The sequence below is a fragment of the Streptomyces sp. NPDC092370 genome (assembly GCF_044755265.1).
Lineage (GTDB): Bacteria > Actinomycetota > Actinomycetes > Streptomycetales > Streptomycetaceae > Streptomyces.
This window is the reverse complement of sequence record NZ_JBIVQO010000001.1, coordinates 14671-37257: the sequence shown is the minus strand read 5'-3', so window position 1 is coordinate 37257 and position 22587 is coordinate 14671. Positions and strand designations below refer to the sequence as shown.

Genomic DNA, 22587 nt, shown 5'->3' with positions numbered 1-22587 from the left:
GGCGGGGCAATCGACGAGAGGCACACCCGCCGGCGCGGGGCCACATCGACGAGACGCACGCTCACCGGGACAAGGCCGCTTCGGCGAGGCGGGGCCGCCTCACGACGCCTCGGACCGCGGCCTCGAAGGGGACCTCGAGGTCCCTCCCTACAGCGCCTTGAGCCCTTCCGCCGTGGCCCGGGCCAACGCGGCCAGATACCCCTTCGGCAGCTTCGGGCTTCGGATCACCACCGAGCGCCAGTACAGCGGGCCGGAGATCAGGTCGAGGGCCAGGTCGCGGTCGATGCCCTCGCGGAGCTCGCCGCGGCGTTCCGCCGCCGTCACGATGCCGGTGGCGACGCCGTCACGGCCCTCGCGCAGGGCCTTCTGCATGGCCTCGGCGATCTCGGGGTTGCGGGCCGCCTCGGCCTGGAGATCGGGGATGACCTGTGAGGCGACGGGGTGGCGCAGGGCACGGGACGTCACCTCGTAGAGCAGCCGCAGGTCGCCCTCCAGGGAGCCGGTGTCCGGCGCGGGCAGGCCCTGCACGGCGAGCGCCGAGACGATGTCCAGCACCAGGTGCAGCTTGGAGCGCCAGCGGCGGTAGACCGCCGTCTTCCCGACGCCCGCCCGGCGCGCGATCCCCTCGATGGACATCCGCGCGTAGCCGACGGCCGCGAGTTCCTCGAAGACGGCCGCCCGGATCGCTTCCGTCACGTCCTCCCGCAGTACGGCGGCCCCCGCGGGGGCCCGGCGGCGCGGCGGCTGCTTGGGCTCGTCGGGCTTCGTCGTCATGCCGACAGCATAGGCCGTCACGACGAAACGGTTGCGTTCCGACGTTCGCCCGTCGTACGCTCCCGTTACGACGATACGGTCCCGTCCCGACGTAAGAATCCGTGAAGAGTCCGGTAAGACCACTCCCGCCCGGAGCTTCATGGCCCCCAGGCCCCACCCCCGTCCCCCGAGCGAAAGCAGCGGATGTGAGTACGGTCCTCCACGCGCCGCCCCAGACCCCGGCCCCGGCCCCGGCCGACGACGACCTCGCGGCCCTCGCCGCCCGTCACGGTCTCTCGGTCAGCGGCGCCCGGCCCTCCCTGCCCGAGTACGTCCGCCGGCTGTGGGCCCGCCGCCACTTCATCACCGCGTTCGCCACCGCCAAGCTCACCGCCCAGTACAGCCAGGCGAAGCTCGGCCAGGTCTGGCAGGTGATGACCCCACTGCTGAACGCGGCGGTCTACTACTTCATCTTCGGCGTGCTGCTCGGCACCAAGCACGGCGTGCCGGACTACATCCCGTTCCTGGTCACGGGCGTGTTCATCTGGACGTTCACACAGAGCTCGATCATGGCGGGCACCCGCGCCGTCTCCGGCAACCTCGGCCTGGTCCGCGCCCTGCACTTCCCGCGCGCCGCACTGCCGATCTCCTTCTGCCTCCAGCAGCTCCAGCAGCTGCTGTTCTCGATGGGCGCCCTGATCGTCATCCTGCTCTGCTTCGGCGTGCCGGTCGGCGTGTCCTGGCTGCTGGCGCTGCCGGCCCTGTTCCTGCAGTTCACGTTCAACGCCGGCGTCGCCATGGTCATGGCCCGGATGGGCGCCAAGACCCCCGACATCGCCCAGCTGATGCCGTTCGTGCTGCGCACCTGGATGTACGTCTCGGGTGTCATGTGGAGCATCGACAAGCTGGCGCAGAAGGACAGCCTTCCCCACGCGGTGACCATCGCCCTGGCGGCCAACCCGGCCGCCGTCTACATCGACCTGATGCGCTTCGCCCTGATCGACAGCTTCCACGCGAGCCAGCTCCCCGCCCACGTGTGGGCGCTCGCCGCCGGCTGGGCGCTGGTCGCCGGGATCGGCGGCTTCATCTACTTCTGGAAGGCTGAGGAGACGTACGGCCGTGGCTGAGCACCCGAGCGAGAAGATCCCCACCGTCGTCGCCGACGGCGTCGACATCGTCTACCGCGTCAACGGCATGGGCGCCGGACGCGGCTCGGCGACCGCCGCCCTCAACCGCATCGTGCGCCGCAAGCAGACCGAGAAGGCGTCGGGCGTGCGCCGGGTGCACGCCGTGAATAACGTGTCCTTCGTCGCCTACCGGGGCGAGGCGATCGGCCTGATCGGCACCAACGGCTCCGGCAAGTCGACCCTGCTGAAGGCCGTCGCCGGGCTCCTCCCGGTGGAGAACGGCCGTATCTACACCGACGGCCAGCCCTCCCTCCTCGGCGTCAACGCGGCCCTGATGAACGACCTCACCGGCGAGCGCAACGTGCACCTCGGCGGCCTGGCCATGGGCATGTCCCGTGAGCAGGTCAAGGACCGCTACCAGGAGATCGTCGACTTCTCCGGCATCAACGAGAAGGGCGACTTCATCACCCTGCCGATGCGGACCTACTCCTCCGGCATGGCCGCCCGGCTGCGGTTCTCCATCGCCGCCGCCAAGGACCACGACGTCCTGCTGATCGACGAGGCGCTGGCCACCGGCGACCGTTCCTTCCAGAAGCGCTCGGAGGAGCGCATCCGCGAGCTGCGCAAGCACGCGGGCACGGTGTTCCTGGTCAGCCACAACAACAAGTCGATCCGCGACACCTGCGACCGCGTGCTGTGGCTTGAGCGCGGGGAGCTGCGCATGGACGGGCCGACGGAGGACGTCCTCAAGGAGTACGAGGCGTTCACCGGGGACAAGGCCGCCAAGCCGAAGCCCAAGGACACGGTTCCCTCGTGAGGCCCACCCAGCCGACCCTTTCGCCCCATTGATGGCAGCATGACCGCATACGGTGCAGCTGTGAGAGGGGGTCCCCGGGATGGCCGAACTCAGTGTCATCGTCCACGGGCCGAACGTCCAGGACCATCTGACGGAACTCCTCGACTCCCTCGCCGCCCACCCCCTCGCGGACGCCGAGGTGATCGTGGCCGCGGTCGGCGACTGGGCCCGGGAGACGGCCGAGCGGCACACCCCGGACGTCCAGATCGTGCCGCTGCCGGACGGCACCGGGGACACGGTGGCCCGGGCGGCGGGCGCCGCCAGGGCGTCCGGCCGCTGGCTGCACTTCGTGCACGCCAAGGACGGGCTGCCGGCCGGCACCCCCCGCACCGTCGCGGAGCGGGTGGCCGAACTGCCCGACGAGGTCGACGTCCTCCTGCTCGACCACGTCCGCAGCACCTGGCACACCTCCGGCATGCCCTCCCCGGACGGCCCGCTCCTCGCCCGGGCGGGCCGCGCCGACGTCGCCCTCGACGACAGTGCGCCCCTGCTGCGGCTGACCCCGCTGCTGGGCACCCGCGTCCTGCGCGCGGACTTCTGGCGGGCGCACGAGCACCGGCTCGCCACCGGCGACGAGCCGTATGCCGCACTGGCCGCCCTGCTGCTCGCCGGCCGCGTCGCCTGCCTGCCGCACGTCGCCTACGAGGACCGCCGGCTGCGCCCCGCGAGCCTGCCCCCGGTCACCCCCGAGCAGCGCTACGGCCTCGTCGAGCGCTACGAGTCCCTCCTCGACCTCACCCGCGGCCGGCGCGCCGCGCACACCGTGCTCTACGACGTCATGGTCCGCGACTGCCTGCGCACCTTCGCCCGCGGCGGCATGCCGGAGGAGGTCGCGCGGGAGTTCTTCCACCGGGCGTCCCTGGCCGCCCTGCGCCGCCGCCCCGAGGGCTACCGCCGCCCCGCCGGGCTCGAAGGCGTCCGCCGCTCCCTGCTGGAGGAGGGCGCGTACGCCAAGTACCGGGCCTTCCAGGCCGTCAACCGCACCCGCCGCACCGCCAGGTCGGCCGTACGGGCCCGGAAGCGCCAGGCCGGTGCCAAGCTCCGCGACCACCAGTACCGCAGGGCGCTCGGCCGCCCCGTCAACCCGCACCTCGCGGTGTTCTCGGCGTACTGGAACCGCGGGGTGGCCTGCAATCCGGCCGCGATCGCCGCCAAGCTCGCCGAACTCGCCCCCCAGATCCACGCGGTGTGGGTGGTGACCGAGGAGAACGCGGCCCTCCTCCCGCCCGGCACCGACCACGTGGTGCCCGGCAGCCGCCGCTACTGGGAGGTGCTGGCGACCGCCAAGTACCTCGTCAACAACGTCAACTTCCCGAACGCGGTGGTCAAACGCCCGGACGCGATCCACGTCCAGACCCACCACGGCACGCCCCTGAAGCGCATGGGCATCGACCAGATGGCGTTCCCGGCCGCCGCGCAGGGCCTGGACTTCCGGGCGTTGCTGGAGCGCATCGACAAGTGGGACTTCAGCGTCTCGGCCAACAGCCACACCACCCGCATGTGGGAGCGCGCGTACCCGTCGCACTACGTCTCCCTGGATTACGGTTATCCGCGCAACGACGTCTACTACACGGCCGGCGCCGGTGACGTCCGCGCGGTCCGCGACCGCCTCGGCATCGCCCCGGGCCGCCGCGCCGTCCTCTACGCGCCCACCCACCGCGACTACGAGGCCGGCTGGACCCCGCGCCTGGATCTCGCCGCCCTCGCCGACCGCCTGGGCGAGGACACGGTCCTGCTCGTGCGCGGCCACTACTTCTACGGCGGCGCCGCCTCCCCGCTCACCAACCTGCGCCGCACGGGCCGGATCATCGACGTCTCCTCCTACGACCCGGTCGAGGAGCTGTGCCTGGCGGCGGACGTCCTGGTCACGGACTACTCCTCGATCATGTTCGACTACGCCAACCTCGACCGGCCGATCGTGATCCACGCCGACGACTGGGAGACGTACCGCACGACCCGGGGCGTCTACTTCGACCTGATGGACCAGGCCCCGGGCCCGGTCGCCCGCACCCAGGAGGAGCTGACGGAGACTCTCACCACCGAGGCCTGGCGTGACGAGGGCGCGGCGAAGACCCGGGCCGTCTTCCGCCGCCGGTTCTGCGAGTACGACGACGGACGCGCCGCCGAACGCGTCGTGCGCCGGGTCTTCCTCGGCCAGGACGAACGGGACCTGCCGCCCGTGCTGCCGGTCGAGGAACGCACACCCGCCCCCACCCCGCAGGAGGCGACCGCATGAGCACCCCCGACGTCACCGTGACGGTCATCGTCTACAACGACGCCGAACGGCTCACCCGCGCGGTCGAATCGGTCCGCCGCCAGACCCACACGAACATCGAGATCATCATCAGCGACGACCACTCCACGGACGAGACCCCGGCGGTGGCCCAGCGGCTGGCGGCCCGAGATCCCCGTGTCCGCCACCTCCGCCTGGAGCGGAACAGCGGCGGCTGCAGCACCCCCCGCAACCGCGCCCTGCGGATCGCACGCGCCCCGTTCCTGATGTTCCTCGACAGCGACGACGAACTCCCCGACAACGCCGTCGAACTGCTGCTCGCCGCGCATCGCGAACGCGAGATCGACTTCGCGATGGGCGCGGTGCAGCGGATCCGGGTGGACAACGGCCGCCGCTCGACCTGGATGCCGCACCTGGTCGCCGAGCGCCGCACCCTCGACGGCATCGAGGCGGACCCGCGCCTGCTCTTCGAGCACCTGTCGACGAGCAAGATGTACGCCCGTGCCTTCCTCGACCGGCACGACCTGCGCTTCCCCGAGGGCATCCACTACGAGGACCAGTTGTTCTCTGCGCAGGCGTACTGTCTGGCCGAAAGCTTCACCATCATCCCGGAGCCGGTCTACCGCTGGTACGTGGCACCCTTCGCGGCCTCCGAGGCGGCCTCGATCTCCAACCAGCGGCACAGGCTCGCCAACGTCCGGGACCGGATCCACGTCCAGCACCTCATCGACGCGTTCCTGGCCGAGAGCGGGCACGAGTCGCTGCGCGAGGACAAGGACCACAAGTTCCTCAAGCACGACTTCCGGATGTACGCCGGGGACCTGCCCTACCGGGACGACGCCTGGCTGACGTCCTTCGCGGACATCGTCACCCCCTACCTCGGCACACTCACCCCGGGCGCGTTCGCGCGTCTCCCGCGCGCCGAACGCGTCGTCATCCAGCTGATCCGCGAGGGCCGTCTGCCGGAGGCGCGTCTGGCGGCCCGGGGCCTGGGGCACGGGGTGGCACCGAGGCGTGTGATCACCGACGGGGACGGCCGCACCTACTGGGGGGACCGGGTCCCCCAGTCGGAGTGGTCACGCCGCGAACTGGACGTCTCCGACCTGGAGTTGGAGACCCGTCCCTTCCCGAGCGCCCAGTTCCGCCACGAGATCAAGGAGATCACCCGAGGGCCGGGTGCTTCGATCGACCTCACGATCCGCACCTACGACCCGGCGCTGCGCCTCCCCGTCGGCCCGCAGCGAGCGACGCTCCTCATCGCCCCGGGCGGCCGCCGTCTCCGCGTCCACTTCCGCCTCTCCCCCGTCCGCCCCGGCCTCTTCGAAGGACACGCCCACCTCGACCTCGCGGCGGCCCCGCTCCCCCTCCAGGGCTTCGCCGGAATCCGCCACCCGCTGCTCCGCCTCCAGCACCAGGGCCTGTCCCACACGGGCCTGCTGCTGGCGCCCCTGACCTTCCCGACGCTGACGACCCGCGTCCCCTCCCACCGTCTGACGGTGGAACCGGAGGGCCACGGCCCGGGCCGCCTCCAGGTCCGCTGGGAGCCGGTGGGCGTGACGGCGAGGCTGATCCGCCCGACGGTACGCAGGGTGGCCCGCCCGAGGGTGAAACGGGCGGTGCGCTTGGTGGCGAGCGCATTGAAGTAACCGCCCGGCCGCGGGCATGGGCGCCGCGGGGTGGCCCGGGTGGGCCCGGCGGCACCCAGGCCCGCAGCCGGGGTTGCGGACCCACCCGGTCTCGGCGACCCCCGCGCAGCACCCCCTAACGCACCACCGCGTACAACACCTGCCCCTCGGGCCCCCGAGCCACCTCCCGCAGCCCCGCTCCCCCACTCCCCGTGTCCACGACCCACCGCACCCCGTACTCCCGCAGGATCTCCCCCCGCTCCTCCCTCGGCGTCCCGTCCGCGAAGTACCTCCGCACCGCCCGCTCCCGCCGCCCCTCGTCCGGCAGGAAGAAGTCGGGATACCCCGGCGCGACCGTGTACGCCCCGTACGCCGGGATCTGCCGGGCCGGCCGCCCCTCCCGCGCCATCACCACATCCCCGTACCCCACCCAGCGCGTCATCCAGTGGTACCCGGTCCACGGCCGCCGGTACTTCTCCGCGACGGCCTCCGGCAGATCCCGCGGCTTCACCACGTACCCGACCGTCCCCACCTGCGTCCACGCGCCCAGAGCCAGCGCCGCGCCCAGGACGCACGCCCACCCGACCCGCACCCCGCGCCGCCCTGCCTCGCACGCCTCCACGGCCGCCGCGAGCTGCGCCGGGATCAGCGCCGCCGGCAACGCCCGCCCCCAGGCGTAGTGCCCGCTGACCCCGCCCACCGTCACCACCACGACACCCAGCACGAAGAACAGCACCAGCGGATCCCACCGGTCCCGCCACGCCCGCATCCCCAGGGCCACCACCCCGAGCAGCACCAGCCAGTACCGCCCGAGCAGGTCCTCGTACAACGGCCGGTGCACCGCCTCCAGCCCGTCCCCCGCCCCGAACAGCGCGAAGAAGTCGTAGTACGGCCACAGCGCCAGCACCGCGAGCCCCACGGCCAGCCCACCGCCGAGCCGGAGCCACACCTGCCGGCCGGGCCGCGCCGCCACCACCGTCGCGACCGCGCCCAGCGACGCCACCACGCCCGAGAACTGGTGGCACAGCGCGATCACCGCCCACAGCGTCCCGAGTCCGGGCCACACCCCCCATCCGGCACCGCTGCGCACCGCCCGCGCCAGCCATGCCCAGAGGTGGAACGCCAGCGCCAGCGCGAACAGGCTCGGGTACGACACCGTCAGCGCCAGCGAGTTGAGCCCGTAGAAGCCACTCCACTTGAACAGGGCCGTTCCCCACAGGAACAGCAGGCTCAGCAGGGCGAGCGCGGGCGCGGCACGATGACCGGTCAGCGTCCGCACGTACCGCCACACCCCTGTCACCAGCAGCCCCAGCCCTGCCAGTGCCGCCAGCCGCAGCACCACGAAGACCGACAGGCCGCTGACCCGCGCGAGGCAGCCGAGCACCAGCATCCAGGGCGAGTAGTACGGGCTCGGCGTGTCCGCGTCGACGAGCGGATTGCCCGGGTCGACGAGGTCGTGCCGCAGGCGCTGGACGGTCGCCGCGTGCATCCCGAGATCACCGGCCCACGGCAGCCGGACGATGACCAGGAGCAACAGCAGGACCACCACCGCGGCAGCGGCCTGCGCGGCGACGACGGCCGGTCTAGGCGCGGCGCGCATCGTGCTGGAACACCCGGGCCCGGTGGACGAGGAACAGGAAGGCGGAGGCCAGGACGATGGGCACCGCCTTGACGGCATGGGATTCGAGAGGCCCGTCCAGGCCGAGGCCGTGAAACCCGGCGTGGAACAGTCCGCTGTCCAAGGCGACGCCGAGCGCGCCGAACACGAAGAACAGCCCGATCCGACGCCGGGTCCGGGACGCCCGGTCGCGAGAGGTGACGTACCGGAAGCCGAGGTGCTTGCCGCCCCTCGCGACCAGGCCGGCCCGCACGGTCGCCACCATGGCGGACCGGTGCAGCCCGTGCAGGGGCACGTTGGACACCGGGACGTTGACGGCGACACCGCTGCCGCCGACCGGCGCGAAGTCCGCCACTTCGAGGATGACGCGCTTGACCGGGAGGGCGGGGGCGGCCACCCGCTCCTCGGCGAGGTTCACAGTCACGACCCAAGCCTTAGCCGGATTCGGGGTCGCCTCGCCCTAAGACACACCGAGAACAAGCGCCCCGGGCCGGAACCGGCCCGGGGCGCCCGTCACGCCGTGCGCCTACGAATGCGTGCGCAGCAGCGTCCTCATCGTGCGCATCGCCACCGACAGGTTGGCGAGGTCGAACGCGTCGGAGCTCTGGATCTCCTCCAGCGTGGTGCGGGCACGGCCGAGGATCGCCGCGTTCTTCTCCTCCCACGCCTTGTAGCGCTGCTCGGGCGTCGAGGTGCCGTTGCCCACCGCCAGGACGTCGGCGGTCAGCGCGGCGTGGGCCGCGTACAGATCCTCGCGGATCGCCGCGCGGGCCATGGACTGCCAGCGGTCGGAGCGGGGCAGCTCGATGATGCGGTCCATGAGCTGGGTGATGCGCAGCCGGTCGGCGAGGTCGTAGTAGACCTCCGCGACGTCCAGCGGCTCCCGGCCCATGCGGTCGGCGACCGAGACGATGTCGAGCGTCGGGAAGGCCGAGGAGAAGCCCGCCACCCGGGTGGCGAGTTCGTCCGGGACGCCGGCGCCCGTCAGCTCGTCGTAGATCTTCTGGTACCACTCCAGGTCGGCGCCGCGCAGCAGCTTCGGCAGCTGCCCCCAGACCTGCTCGACCCGTTCGGCGAAGAAGTCGACGGTCCCGGCGAGCTCCAGCGGCTGCGGCCGGTTGTTGAGCAACCAGCGCGTGCCGCGCTCCACCAGGCGACGGGCGTGCAGCCGGATACGGGTCTGGACCTCGGCCTCGACCTTGTTGTCGAGCGCCTCGACCCCGTCCCACACCGGGGACTGGCGGAAGATCGCCCGGGCCGCGGTCTGGGCCCGCACGATCTCCTCCAGCGACGCGCCGGTCTCCTCGCGCAGACGGTGCAGGTACGTCGTACCGCCCGTGTTGACCGTGTCGTTGACCAGGACGGTCGTGGTGATCTCGCGGCGCAGCGGGTGGCCGTCGAGCCGGTCGGAGAACTGCTCGCGCAGCTCCGTCGGGAAGTACGCGTGCAGCAGGCCCTTCAGGTACGGGTCGTCGGGCAGCGAGGTGTGGAGCAGCTCCTCGGCGACCGTGATCTTCGTGTAGGCCAGCAGTACGGCCGTCTCCGGGCCGGTCAGGCCCTGGCCCTGGGCGAGCCGCTCGCGGATCTGCCGGTCCGTGGGCAGGAACTCCAGTGCCCGGTCGAGGTGTCCCTCCCTGACCAGGTGCTTCATGAAGCGCTGCTGGGCGTGGAGCATGGCGCTGGACTGGGCGAGGGCGTTACCGATCGCAGTGTTCTGCGCGTAGTTGTTGCGCAGCACCAGGCGGCCGACCTCGTCGGTCATCTCGGCGAGCAGCTTGTTGCGCTGCTTGACGGTCATGTCGCCGTCCGTGACCAGGCCGTTGAGCAGGATCTTGATGTTCACCTCGTGGTCGGAGGTGTCCACGCCCGCGCTGTTGTCGATGGCGTCGGTGTTGATCCGGCCACCGTGCAGCGCGAACTCGATCCGGCCCAGCTGGGTCAGGCCGAGGTTGCCGCCCTCGCCGACGACCTTGACGCGCAGGTCCTTGCCGTCGACGCGGATGGCGTCGTTGGCCTTGTCGCCGACGTCCGCGTTCGACTCGGTCGAGGCCTTCACGTACGTGCCGATGCCGCCGTTCCACAGCAGGTCCACCGGCGCGTGGAGGATCGCCTTCATCAGGTCGGCCGGGGTCAGCTTGGTGACCTTGGCCTCGATGCCGAGGGCCTCACGGATGTGCGCGTTGACCGGGATCGCCTTGGCCGTGCGCGGGAAGATGCCGCCACCGGCAGACAGCAGCCCCTTGTCGTAGTCCTCCCAGCTGGAGCGGGGGAGCTCGAACAGGCGGCGCCGCTCGGCGTAGGAGGTCGCGGCGTCCGGGTTGGGGTCGAGGAAGATGTGCCGGTGGTCGAAGGCGGCGACCAGGCGGATGTGCTCGGAGAGCAGCATGCCGTTGCCGAAGACGTCACCCGACATGTCGCCGATGCCGACGACCGTGAAGTCCTCGTTCTGGGTGTCGACGCCCATGTCGCGGAAGTGCCGCTTGACGGACTCCCAGGCACCACGGGCGGTGATGCCCATGCCCTTGTGGTCGTAACCGGCGGAGCCGCCGGAGGCGAAGGCGTCACCGAGCCAGAAGTTGTAGTTCTCGGCGACGCCGTTGGCGATGTCGGAGAAGGTCGCGGTGCCCTTGTCGGCGGCGACGACGAGGTACGTGTCGTCCTCGTCGTGGCGGACGACGTCGGCGGGCGGGACGACCTCGCCCGCGACCATGTTGTCGGTGATGTCGAGCAGCGCCGAGATGAACGTCTTGTAGCTGGCGATGCCCTCGGCCAGCCACGCGTCACGGTCGACGCTCGGGTCGGGCAGCTGCTTGGCGACGAAGCCGCCCTTGGCGCCCACCGGCACGATGACGGTGTTCTTCACCATCTGCGCCTTGACCAGGCCGAGGATCTCGGTGCGGAAGTCCTCACGCCGGTCGGACCAGCGCAGGCCTCCGCGCGCGACCTTGCCGAAGCGCAGGTGCACGCCCTCGACGCGCGGCGAGTACACCCAGATCTCGAACGCCGGGCGCGGTGCCGGCAGGTCGGGGATGGCCTGCGGGTCGAACTTCATGGAGACGTAGTCGTGCGGCCGGCCGCCCGCGGCCTCCTGGAAGAAGTTGGTCCGCAGGGTCGCCTTGATGACGGTCAGGAAGGACCGCAGGATCCGGTCCTCGTCGAGCGAGGCCACCTGGTCGAGGGCCGCGTCGACCTCCTCCAGCAGCGCGTCCACGATCTCGTGCCCGGCGCGCTGCCGGTCCGGCGACATCCGCGCCTCGAACAGGGAGACGAGCAGCCGGGTGGTGTGGACGTTGTTGCGGAGGGTGTCCTCCATGTAGTCCTGGCTGAACGTCGACGCCGCCTGGCGCAGGTACTTGGCGTACGCGCGCAGCACCACGGCCTGGCGCCAGGTCAGCCCGGCGCTGAGCACGAGGGCGTTGAAGCCGTCGTTCTCCGCCTTGCCGGTCCAGGTGGCGGCGAAGGCGTCCTGGAAGCGCTCGCGGGCGTCGTCGCCGAAGTGGTCCCCGGCGCCGTTCGCACGCGGCATGCGCAGACCGAAGTCGTAGATCCAGGCCACGCTGCGGTCCGAGCAGCGCAGCTCGTACGGCCGCTCGTCGACGACCTCGACACCGAGCCGGTTGAGGACCGGCAGCACGGCCGACAGGGAGATCGCGTCACCCGTGCGGTAGATCTTGAAGCGGCGCTCCTCGGGGGCGGCGCCCACCGGCTCGTACAGGCTGAGCGCGAAGTCCTTGCCCTCCTCGGCGTTCAGCTGCTCGAGGTGGACGAGGTCGGCGACCGCGGCGCGCGGGTTGTGGTCGGCCTTGTAGCCCTCGGGGAAGGCGTGCGCGTACCGGCGCATCGCTTCGGCCGCGTGCTCCTCGCCGAGCTCGGCGTTGAGCGCCTCGGCGAAGGCGTCCTCCCAGGAGCGGGCGGCCTCCACCAGCCGGGCCTCGATGCGCTCCTTGTCGGAGTCGGACAGCTCCGGCAGCTCGGTGCCCTGCGGGACCCGGACCACGAAGTGCAGCCGGGACAGGATCGACTCGGTGTTCCAGGCCGTGAAGTCGACGCTGATGCCGCCGAGCTCCTCCTTGAGGATCTCGATGATCCTCAGGCGCACGGCCGTGGTGTAGCGGTCGCGCGGGAGGTAGACGAGGGCGGAGTAGTAGCGCCCGTACTCGTCCTGGCGCAGGTAGAGCCTGAGGCGCCTGCGCTCCTGGAGGTACAGGACGGAGGTGACGATGGCCCGCAGCTCGTCGACCGGGGTCTGGAAGAGCTCGTCGCGCGGGTACGTCTCCAGGATCTGCGTCAGGTCACGGCCGTCGTGGCTGTTGGGCGAGAATCCGGCCCGCTCCAGGACCTCCTCGACCTTGCGACGGATGACCGGGACCCGGCGCACGGACTCGGTGTAGGCGGCGGAGGAGAACAGTCCGAGGAAGCGGCGCTCGCCGATGACGTTGCCCTCGGCGTCGAACTTCTTGACGCCGATGTAGTCCAGGTACGACGGCCGGTGCACGGTCGCCCGGCTGTTCGCCTTGGTCAGCACGAGCAGCTTGTGCTCGCGCGCCTTGGCCCGGGCGTCGGCGGGCAGCCGCTCGAACGACGGGCTGACCGGGTGGCTCTCCTCGGCCGCGTGGTGCGGGTCCGCGCGCAGTATGCCGAGCCCGGTGCCCGGCACGGCGGCCAGCGAGTCGTCGTCGCGCAGCTGGTACTCGCGGTAGCCGAGGAACGTGAAGTGGTCGTCGGCCAGCCAGCGCAGCAGCTCGCGGGCCTCCTCGACCTGGGGTCCGGGCAGGTCGGAGGGGATGGGCTCGTCCGGCAGCCCCTCCGCCAGCCGGATCGCCGCCTCCCGCATCTTGCCCCAGTCCTCGACGGCCTCACGGGCGTCGGACAGCACGCGCAGCAGGTCGGCGGTGATCTGCTTCAGATCGGCCCGGTCGGTCTCGCGGTCGATCTCGACGTGGATCCAGGACTCGACGTGCGCGTCGTGCGGAAGGTCGCCGGTCGCCGGGGTGGACAGGACCTCGATGAGCTTGCCGGTGACATCGCGCCGCACCACGAACTGCGGGTGGATGACGACGTGGATCCCGCGCCCCTGACGCGTCAGCTCATTGGTGACGGAGTCGACGAGGAAGGGCATGTCGTCGGTGACGACCTCTACCACGGAGTGGCTGCAGGTCCACCCGTTCTCTTCCACCGTGGGGGTGTGCACGCGCACGTTGGCGGTGCCCTGGGGGCGGTTCTCGGCCAGCCGGTAGTGCGATACGGCGGCTCCGAAGACATCGACCGGGTCGCGGTCGGTGAGGTCCTCCGGGGCCGTGTGCAGGTAGTAACGCTGGAGGAACGTAAGGAGGGTCTCGCGGTCCGGGGCCTTCTGGGCGTCTGGGGTCTCCTCGCCCGTCGACCCGGTCGGTAGGTGCCCCCCGACCGGGCTGTTCTCAGCTACCCGGGCGGCCCTCTCGAGCAACTCGGCCTTGGCTTCGTCCAGCTTGGTCTGCATTGTCCTCTGGCTCCTGTCGCGCGCCGTTGCGTGACGTAGAAGGAAGTACGGCCTCTGCGCTTACGACCTCACGTCGTGACACGGGGTATCCGGTCTGTTCCGACGCTATGCCGCAAGGTGAGATGAGCGGGGGTGTCTGAGCCATTCTTGAGCTGCGCCACCGGTGTGACACTGCTCTCTGCGACGCCTGGGAACGGATGATGCTCGGCGTCCCGGGAGTCCTCGATGCCACGTCCCGCCTGCGAAGACCAGCGACCGCCGCCCGGTCACGGATGTCGTCCGTGCTCTCCGGGCGCAGGGCAGGGACGACGACGTCCCCGCGAACTATCGCGCTGATCACGCCACTAAGGCTATCGCTCCTTACAGGTACTCCGTCATGAGCCGTATGTGTACAAAACCAGCCCTGGAAGTTTGACGTTCTGCACAGTGCCGCTACGCATCTTGGTCTGGAGGACCTCCGGGGTACCGGTCAGGCCGCGAGCCGCTGCGCCTCTTCGACCGCTTCTTCCAGCGTGTCCACCACAGGAACGCCGACCGCTTCCAGGCTCACCCGGCTGTGCGACCCGCCGGTGTACAGCACGGCCCGGGCCCCTACATGCAGGGCGGCCACGGCGTCGTCCGCCGCGTCCCCGATCACCACGGTGCGCTCCGGCGCCACCCCGCTCAGGGACGCCAGGTGCCGCACCATGTGCTCGGCCTTACTGCCCCCCGACGGCCCGGTCCGCCCGTCCACCCGTATGAAGTGCGGCTCGATTCCGAAGCCCCGCACCAGGGGAACGAGCTCCTCGTGCACGTACATGCTCAGGATCGACTGGCTGCACCCCGCCGACCGCCAGCCGGACAGCAGCTCCACGGCCCCCGCCGTCAGCCCGCACGTCGTCCGGTGCTCGGCGTAGTACCGGTGGAAGATGTCGTCCATGGCCTCCCACTCGGCCTCGGTCGGCAGCCGCCCCATCAGTCGCTCATAGAACTTCGGCACCGGTACGCAGTACAGCTCCCGGTACCTCTCCAGCGTCAGCGGCTCCAGCCCCAGCTCGGCGAAGGCCGCGTTCGTCGCCCCGATGATCGCGTCGATGTCGTGGAACAGCGTCCCGTTCCAGTCCCAGACAATGTGCGCGCGCGTCTTCATCCCCATGCCCGAAAACGTACCCGCCTCCACTGACAATCAAGAGACGGCGCCTCAACGCGCCCCCTCGGAGCGCCCCCTCGGCCGGTTCAGGTCCCGCGCTCCACCAGGTTGGGGATCTCCTGCGTGGCGAACCACAGCAGCTCGTGGTCCTCCGCCCCGTCCACGACGAACTGCGCGTCGCCGTCCCCGCCGTCCGCCGCCGGCAGTGCCTCCACGGCCGCCGTCACGTCGGCCTCGGCGTCCGCCGCGTCGGCGTGCACCGACGCCGCCTTGCCCATGGGCACCGCACCCGCGACCAGCACCTCGCCGAGCGCCGCCGGATCGAGTGCCCGGTCCGGATCCGCGCTCACGGCCCGGTCGGCCACGTCGACGGCGACCACGACCCGGCGCCGTGGCGCCTCGGGCTCGGCCGCCAGCAGCCGCAGCGAGGCCAGAGCGGCCCGGCTGAGCGCCGCGTACTCCAGCTCCTCGATGTCGTCGGAGACGTACCACTCGCGCAGCCCGGGCGTCACGGCGTAGGCGGCGAACGGCCCGGCTCCCAGCTGGCCCGCCTTGTACGCCTCGGCGAGACCGGGGAGGGTCAGGGGCACGTAGACACGCATGGCTGGCCGCTTTCGTGGTCGGGTCGGAGGGCTCCGGAGGGCCTTCAGGATACGTGCGGGGCGTCCCCTTTCGAGTCCCGCCCCGTGCCGCCCGACGCGTCCACCCCGGTCCCGGAATTCACCCGGCACACCCCCGCGCCGACGGGGACCACACCCCCGGCATCACCCGGATAGGTGAACATTCCGCCGCCCGCGCCCCGAGGCACGCTGCCTTGCCGCCACCCCCATCGGCCCCGTACAAGATCACCGACCGAAGTTACTCCCGGGTATCCCCCGGGCCCACGAACGGGGACCCCCATGCACAAGGTCATGACCAGGACCCAGCACCGTCCGGCCACCCGCCCACCGAGCCACCACGAGCCCCACCACCCGATCACCCGACGCCCCACGGCGAGCACCCCACCCGACGCTCCCGTGAGCAGCGCCTCCGGCAAGCCCGACAACACGACACCCCACCCGCCGGGGAGCACCGCACCCGGCACATCCAGCAAGACGACACCACACACGTCCGCGAGCACCACACCCACCGTCCGCCACAACACCGCACCCGGCACACCCGGCAGCACCGCACCCGGCACACCCGACAACACGACACCCCACCCGCCGGGGAGCACCACACCCACCATCCGCCACAACACCGCACCCGGCACACCCGGCAGCACGGCACACGACACGCGCACTCCCGCCAACGCCGGAGCCACCCGGCCGGGGGCCGGACACCCGCAGGTGTCCGGCCCCGCCCTCGCCGGCACCCGAACCGCACCGCCCGCCCCTGCCGGCGCCGCGCCCCCGCGCTCCCCCGGCAGCGGCCGGACCCGGCCTCCGGCCGCGGGTGGCCGTCCACCGGCCTCCGCCCGCACCAGGACCTCCCGCACGCGCCCCGCGGACACGCGCCCATCGACGCCCTCCACCACCCGCACAGCGCCCCGCAGGGCGACGGACACCACCACCCCGGCGCGCGCGGGCACCATTGCCCCGGCCGCCACCGAAGCCGCCCCGCGCCTCCCGGTCCAGGGCTTCCGCCAGGCGGCGGTCCCCCAGCCCCGGCCCACCGATCTCTTCGCCGATCTCCTCGTCGCCGTCCTGAGCGGGCACCGCCCCGTCCACTCGATGCTCCGCCACACCCGCGGACGCGCCTACGACGAACTGGCCTGGCTCGCCGAACGCGGCCCCCTGCGCACCCGCGGCGCCCGCCCCGTCGTCCGCGACATCGGCTACTTCGAGCCCCGCCCGGGCGCCATCGAGGCCTTCGCCCGCATCGGCGCCGGTGACCGGCTGCGCGCCATGGCCTTCCGCCTGGAACTGGGCGAGGACCTGCGCTGGCGCTGCACGGCGGTGGAGCTCGGCGGCCCCCGCCCACCCCGCCCGGAATCCGACTGAGGCCTGCACGCCGAGGGGCCGGACACCCGCAGGTGTCCGGCCCCTCAAGCCGCTACGCGACTACCGTCACTTCTTACGACGCCCGCGGCTGCGCGCCTGCTTGCGCCGCTCCGCGCGCGTGAGGCCGTCGGCCTGGGAACGCACCGGCTCGCCGTCCTCGGTGAAGTCGCCCTCGATGGTGCCGCCCTCGCCGTCGACCGTCGGCGCGGAGAAGTGGAGGTTGCGCCGCTGCGGGACGTCGAGCCCCTTGGCCCGGATCTCCGGCCGGGCGCCGGCCTGCGCCGGCACCGCGTCGTGCTTCTCGAGGTCGGCCACCGGCTTGGAGTCCTCGACCGGGACCTCCTCGACCTGCTGCTCGACCTGGACCTCCAGGTTGAACAGGTAGCCGACGGACTCCTCCTTGATGCCCTCCATCATCGCGGTGAACATGTCGAAGCCCTCGCGCTGGTACTCGACCAGCGGGTCCTTCTGCGCCATGGCGCGCAGGCCGATGCCCTCCTGGAGGTAGTCCATCTCGTAGAGGTGCTCGCGCCACTTGCGGTCGAGGACCGACAGCACGACCCGGCGCTCCAGCTCGCGCATGATCTCGGAGCCGAGCTGCGCCTCACGCGCCGCGTACTGCTCGTGAATGTCGTCCTTGATGGAGTCGCCGATGAACTCGGCGGTCAGGCCGGCGCGGTCGCCGGCCGCCTCTTCCAGCTCCTCGACGGTGATGTTGCACGGGTAGAGCTGCTTGAAGGCGCCCCACAGCCGGTCGAGGTCCCAGTCCTCCGGGAAGCCCTCGGCGGTCTCGGCCTGGACGTAGGCGTCGATGGTGTCGTCCATGAAGTGCTGGATCTGCTCGTGCAGGTCCTCGCCCTCCAGGACGCGGCGCCGCTCGCCGTAGATGACCTCGCGCTGCCGGTTGAGGACCTCGTCGTACTTGAGGACGTTCTTCCGGGTCTCGAAGTTCTGCTGCTCGACCTGCGACTGGGCGGACGCGATCGCCTTCGTGACCATCCGGTTCTCGATCGGCACGTCGTCCGGGACGTTCGCCATCGACATCACGCGCTCGACCATCTGGGCCTTGAACAGGCGCATCAGGTCATCGCCGAGGGAAAGGTAGAAGCGCGACTCGCCGGGGTCGCCCTGACGGCCGGAACGACCTCGCAGCTGGTTGTCGATGCGCCGCGACTCGTGCCGCTCGGTACCGAGCACGTAGAGCCCGCCGAGCTTCTCGACCTCGTCCTTCTCGGCCTGGACGGCCTTCTCGGCCCGCTCGAGCGCCTCGGGCAGGGCGTGCGCCCACTCGTCGATGTGCTCCTCGGGGTCGAGGCCGCGCTGACGCAGCTCCGCCTCGGCGAGGTCCTCGGGGTTGCCGCCGAGCTTGATGTCCGTACCACGCCCGGCCATGTTCGTGGCCACCGTGACGGCGCCCCTGCGGCCGGCCTGGGCGACGATCGTCGCCTCACGGTCGTGCTGCTTGGCGTTCAGCACCTCGTGCTGGATGCCGCGCTTGCTGAGCTGCTGCGAGAGGTACTCGGACTTCTCGACCGAGGTGGTGCCGACGAGGATCGGCTGACCCTTGCGGTGCTTGTCCTCGATGTCGTCGACGACCGCCTCGAACTTGGCGACCTCGGTGCGGTAGATCAGGTCCGACTGGTCCTTGCGGACCATCGGCCGGTTGGTCGGGATCGGCACCACGCCGAGCTTGTAGATCTGGTGGAACTCGGCGGCCTCGGTCATGGCCGTACCGGTCATGCCGCACAGACCGGGCTGTTCCTTGCCGTTGTGGTCGTGGCGCTTGTACAGGCGGAAGAAGTTCTGGAGGGTGATCGTGGCGAGCGTCTGGTTCTCGTCCTTGATCGGCACCGCTTCCTTGGCCTCGATCGCCTGGTGCATGCCCTCGTTGTAGCGGCGGCCCGCGAGGATACGTCCGGTGTGCTCGTCGACGATCATGACCTCGTCGTCGATGATGACGTAGTCCTTGTCCTTCTTGAAGAGCTCCTTGGCCTTGATGGCGTTGTTCAGGTAACCCACCAGCGGGGTGTTCACCGACTCGTAGAGGTTGTCGATGCCCAGCCAGTCCTCGACCTTGGCGACACCCGACTCGTGGATGGCGACCGTGCGCTTCTTCTCGTCGACGTCGTAGTCGCCGGTCTCCTCGATGCCCTTGAGCGGCTGGCCGGCCTCGCCGCGCTTGAGGCGCTTCACCAGCTTGGCGAAGTCCCCGTACCACTTGGTGGCCTGGTCGGCCGGGCCGGAGATGATCAGCGGCGTACGGGCCTCGTCGATGAGGATGGAGTCGACCTCGTCGACGACGGCGAAGTTGTGGCCGCGCTGCACGAGCTCGTCCTGGGACCACGCCATGTTGTCGCGCAGATAGTCGAAGCCGAACTCGTTGTTGGTGCCGTACGTGATGTCGCAGGCGTACTGCTCGCGGCGCTGAGCCGGCGTCATGTTGGCGAGGATGCAGCCCACGCTCAGGCCCAGGAAGCGGTGGACGCGGCCCATCATCTCGGAGTCGCGCTCGGCCAGGTAGTCGTTGACCGTGATGATGTGGACGCCCTTGCCGGACAGGGCGTTGAGGTACGCGGGAAGGGTGCCGACGAGGGTCTTGCCCTCACCGGTCTTCATCTCGGCCACGTAGCCCATGTGCAGCGCCGCGCCGCCCATCATCTGCACGTCGTAGTGACGCTGGCCGAGGACGCGCTTGGCGGCCTCGCGGACGGTGGCGAAAGCCTCGGGCAGCAGGTCGTCCAGGGTCTCGCCGTCGGCATAGCGCTGCTTGTACTCATCGGTGAGGGCGCGCAGCTCGGCGTCGGAGAGGTCGACGAAGTCCTCTTCGATGGAGTTGACCTGGTCCGCGATGCGGTGCAGCTTGCGCAGGATCTTGCCTTCGCCTGCACGCATGATCTTCGAGAGGACGGACACGGGGGTTGGTCTCCTTGCCGGTCGGGCCTGGGACGGTCGGTTACCACTTGACTTACTGAGCAACGGCCATCGTATGCGAGGACCCCGCCGCGCCGGGAGGGCCTGCCGTGACGGCGACCGTCCGCTGCTTCCATTCTGATTCACGTCTGCTTCAAAGGGGACAACGTCCGGCCCTCCCGGATGGTGCCGCACCTCTCGGCCGAATCGCACACCACGTGATCACCCGCTCACGCACGGCAAATCGATGGCGGCGCGGCCGGCCTCCGAGCAGAATCGGCCGATGGACCCCGTCACCCTCACCACGGACCGCCTCCTGCTGCGCCCGGTGGGCCCCCAGGACACCGACGCGGTGTACGACGCCTGCCAGGACCCCGACATCCAGCGCTGGACCACGATCCCCTCGCCCTACCTGCGCGAGCACGCCCGGAACTTCACGGAGCAACTGGCACCGCGGGGCTGGGCGGACGGCTCCATGTTCACCTTCGGTGTCTTCCTGCACTCCGGAGAACTGGCGGGGATGCTCGGCATCACGCTGCGCGCCCTGGGCCTGGGCGAGATCGGCTTCTGGGCCGCGAAACAGCACCGCGCCAACGGCTACGTCACCGAGGCCGTCCTGACCGCCTGCCGCTGGTCCTTCACCCACGCCGCACTCGACCGCGTCGAATGGCGCGCGGAGGTGGGCAACCGGGCGTCCCGAGCGGTGGCCGAACGAGCGGGTTTCACGATCGAGGGCACACTGCGCTCCGCGACGAACAACAAGGGGGTACGCCGTGACGCCTGGGTGGGCTCGCTGCTCCCCTCGGACCTGGGCCTCCCGTCGGTGGCCCCGTACCTGCCGGCACGCTGACCGGCTCGATCTCCCTGGCGAACCCGCAGGTCACAGCCCGTTGTCAGTCCCAGCCCCTACGCTGCGACCATGACCACTCCGCGCCCCACAGCAGACCTCTCCGCGGACGAGGCCCGCAGAATCGCGCTGCGTGCCCAGGGCTTCCTCGGCGTGCCCGACCGTCGCTCCGGCGTCCGGGGCGTCCTTCGCCACCTGGGCGCGATACAGCTCGACACCATCTCGGTCCTGGCCCGCTCCCATGAACTCGTGCCGTACGCCCGCCTGGGCGCGGTGGGCCGGAGGACGGTCGAGGACGCCTACTGGCAGGACACCCACTCCTTCGAGTACTGGTCCCACGCCGCGTGCATCCTCCCGATCGAGGAGTGGCCCCACTTCGCCTTCCGCCGCCGTGCCTACCGCAACCGCCCGCACTGGAACCACGAGCTGCCCGACGGCGCCTACGACCGGGTCATCAAACAGCTCCGCTCCGAAGGCCCCCTCACAGCCACGGAGTTGGGCGGCGCGAAGAAGACGAACGACTGGTGGGACTGGTCCGGCTCCAAGGTCGCCGTCGAACGCGCCCTGATGTACGGCGAGGTGGTGTGCGTGGAGCGCCGCGGCTGGAAGCGCGTCTACGACCTGGCCGAGCGGGCCGTCCCGGAGGCGCTGCTGCACGACGAGCTGGACGACACCGAGTGCCTGCGCCGCCTGGTCCGTCTGGCGGGCCGGTCGCTCGGGGTCGGGACCCGTGCTGACATCGCCGACTACCACCGTCTCAAGGGGGAACAGGTCGACGCGGTGATCGCCGACTCGGGTCTGGTCCCGGTCTCGGTCGAGGGCTGGGGCAAGCCGGCCTGGGCCGATCCCGCGGCCCTGGAGACGTCCCCGCGGGGGCGTCACCGCACGACGCTGCTGTCGCCCTTCGACTCCCTGATCTGGGAGCGGGCTCGCACGGAGCGGATCTTCGGCTTCACGCACCGCCTGGAGGCCTACGTCCCCAGGCAGAAGCGGGTCTACGGCTACTTCGCGATGCCGGTGCTGGCCGGTGGCCGTCTCGTCGGCCGCGTGGACCCGGCCCGCGAGGGCCGCACACTGGTGGCCAAGCAGGTCACGCTCGACGGCCCGAAGTCGGTCCCGGCCGTCGCCCAGGCCCTGGCCGAGGCGGCTACCTGGGTGGGCTGCACGGACGTCCGCGTGGATCGGGTCGACGCGCCGGACCTGCGCGAGCCCCTGGTGAAGGACCTCGCACGCCTGCTCGGCTGAGGCCGGGTCCTAGCGGATCTCGAGGATCTTTTCCCGCATCGCGTACACCACCGCTTCCATCCTGGAGTGCAGTTGCAGCTTCTCCAGGATGTTGCGGACGTGGTTCTTCACGGTGTTCTCGGAGATGAACAACTCCTTGGCGATGTCGCGGTTGTTCATTCCCGTGGCGACGAGCTTGAGGACTTCGAGTTCACGGTCGGTCAGGCGCGGAGCGGGCACCAGCCGGCGCTCGTCCGTGCGCTGGATCATCGACTTGAACTCGGTGAGGAGTTTCGACGCCATGGACGGGCTGATCTGCGACTGCCCGTCGGCCACCGCGCGAATGGCGGTGGCCACCTCGTCGGTGGAGATCTCCTTGAGGAGATAGCCGGTCGCGCCCGCCTTGATGGCGTCGTAGAGGTCGGCTTCCTCGTCGCTGATCGTCAGCATGATGATCTTGGCGCTGGGTGCCACCTCCTTGATGGAGGTGCATGCCTCGATCCCGCCCCTCTTGGGCATCCGGACGTCCATCAGGACGATGTCGGGCAGCAGGTCGGCGGCCTTCTCGACGGCCTCGGCGCCGTCGCCCGCCTCTCCCACGACCTGGATGTCCTCCTCGGCGGCGAGCACGATCTCCAGACCACGGCGGAACAAGGCGTGATCGTCCACCACGAGGACTCTGATCGGTTCCTTGCGTGGAGTCCCCGAGTCCGGGCCCATGGCGACGACGCCGTCGCCGGCATCCTTGTCACGCATCGGTCCGAAGCTGTCCGCCATCGTTCCTCCCCCTGAAGGCTGTGGCCT

The 22587-nt window shown here is 70.8% G+C and carries 15 protein-coding genes; 7 read left to right on the top strand and 8 right to left on the bottom strand.

All coding sequences use genetic code 11. The annotated features are described in order from the left end of the window. Positions 1-147 precede the first annotated feature (147 nt). Complete coding sequence (locus ACIQHQ_RS00140) at positions 148-774, bottom strand: TetR/AcrR family transcriptional regulator (RefSeq protein ID WP_402608542.1); 627 nt, start codon at positions 772-774, stop codon at positions 148-150. Between the two features lie 185 nt (positions 775-959). Here ACIQHQ_RS00140 and ACIQHQ_RS00135 point away from each other — a divergent pair, with 185 nt between their 5' ends. From ACIQHQ_RS00135 to ACIQHQ_RS00120, 4 genes are all read left to right on the top strand, one after another. Next, positions 960-1880, top strand: a complete 921-nt coding sequence (locus ACIQHQ_RS00135; RefSeq protein ID WP_402608540.1) for an ABC transporter permease — start codon at positions 960-962, stop codon at positions 1878-1880. Continuing rightward, positions 1873-2697 (top strand): ABC transporter ATP-binding protein, encoded by an 825-nt coding sequence (locus tag ACIQHQ_RS00130; protein ID WP_402608538.1) that lies wholly within the window; start codon positions 1873-1875, stop codon positions 2695-2697. Before ACIQHQ_RS00135 ends, ACIQHQ_RS00130 begins: the two co-directional genes overlap by 8 nt. Before the next feature lie 79 nt (positions 2698-2776). Beyond that, a complete protein-coding gene (locus ACIQHQ_RS00125; RefSeq protein ID WP_402608536.1) occupies positions 2777-4972 on the top strand; it encodes a CDP-glycerol glycerophosphotransferase family protein in 2196 nt (731 codons plus the stop codon). Further along, positions 4969-6615 (top strand): glycosyltransferase, encoded by a 1647-nt coding sequence (locus ACIQHQ_RS00120; protein WP_402608534.1) that lies wholly within the window; start codon positions 4969-4971, stop codon positions 6613-6615. Before ACIQHQ_RS00125 ends, ACIQHQ_RS00120 begins: the two co-directional genes overlap by 4 nt. 115 nt (positions 6616-6730) lie before the next feature. Here ACIQHQ_RS00120 and ACIQHQ_RS00115 read toward each other — a convergent pair whose 3' ends face one another. From ACIQHQ_RS00115 to ACIQHQ_RS00095, 5 genes are all read right to left on the bottom strand, one after another. After that, positions 6731-8194: a hypothetical protein gene (locus ACIQHQ_RS00115; protein WP_402608532.1), complete on the bottom strand. Its 1464-nt coding sequence runs from the start codon at positions 8192-8194 to the stop codon at positions 6731-6733. Next, positions 8178-8636 carry a GtrA family protein gene (locus ACIQHQ_RS00110; protein ID WP_402608530.1) on the bottom strand — a complete coding sequence of 153 codons (459 nt, stop codon included), beginning with the start codon at positions 8634-8636 and terminating at the stop codon, positions 8178-8180. Before ACIQHQ_RS00110 ends, ACIQHQ_RS00115 begins: the two co-directional genes overlap by 17 nt. A gap of 102 nt (positions 8637-8738) precedes the next feature. Continuing rightward, positions 8739-13691: an NAD-glutamate dehydrogenase gene (locus ACIQHQ_RS00105; protein WP_402608528.1), complete on the bottom strand. Its 4953-nt coding sequence runs from the start codon at positions 13689-13691 to the stop codon at positions 8739-8741. Positions 13692-14160: 469 nt separating this feature from the next. Then, a complete protein-coding gene (locus ACIQHQ_RS00100) occupies positions 14161-14826 on the bottom strand; it encodes an HAD family hydrolase (protein ID WP_402608526.1) in 666 nt (221 codons plus the stop codon). Between the two features lie 80 nt (positions 14827-14906). Then, on the bottom strand, positions 14907-15422 hold the full coding sequence (locus ACIQHQ_RS00095) for a DUF6912 family protein (RefSeq protein ID WP_402608524.1): 516 nt from the start codon (positions 15420-15422) through the stop codon (positions 14907-14909). A 309-nt stretch (positions 15423-15731) separates the two neighbouring features. On the opposite strand from ACIQHQ_RS00095, the gene ACIQHQ_RS00090 reads away from it, so the two are divergent. Beyond that, positions 15732-16802, top strand: a complete 1071-nt coding sequence (locus tag ACIQHQ_RS00090) for an Rv3235 family protein (RefSeq protein WP_402608522.1) — start codon at positions 15732-15734, stop codon at positions 16800-16802. Positions 16803-16868: 66 nt separating this feature from the next. Here the strand turns inward: ACIQHQ_RS00090 and secA are convergent, their stop codons facing one another. After that, on the bottom strand, positions 16869-19715 hold the full coding sequence (secA, locus tag ACIQHQ_RS00085) for a preprotein translocase subunit SecA (protein WP_402608520.1): 2847 nt from the start codon (positions 19713-19715) through the stop codon (positions 16869-16871). A 280-nt stretch (positions 19716-19995) separates the two neighbouring features. On the opposite strand from secA, the gene ACIQHQ_RS00080 reads away from it, so the two are divergent. Both ACIQHQ_RS00080 and ACIQHQ_RS00075 read left to right on the top strand, forming a co-directional pair. Next, a complete protein-coding gene (locus ACIQHQ_RS00080) occupies positions 19996-20562 on the top strand; it encodes a GNAT family N-acetyltransferase (RefSeq protein ID WP_402608518.1) in 567 nt (188 codons plus the stop codon). Positions 20563-20631: 69 nt separating this feature from the next. Further along, positions 20632-21804 carry a winged helix-turn-helix domain-containing protein gene (locus tag ACIQHQ_RS00075; RefSeq protein WP_402608516.1) on the top strand — a complete coding sequence of 391 codons (1173 nt, stop codon included), beginning with the start codon at positions 20632-20634 and terminating at the stop codon, positions 21802-21804. 9 nt (positions 21805-21813) lie between these two features. Here ACIQHQ_RS00075 and ACIQHQ_RS00070 read toward each other — a convergent pair whose 3' ends face one another. Next, a complete protein-coding gene (locus ACIQHQ_RS00070; RefSeq protein ID WP_283973050.1) occupies positions 21814-22560 on the bottom strand; it encodes a response regulator transcription factor in 747 nt (248 codons plus the stop codon). Positions 22561-22587 lie beyond the last annotated feature (27 nt).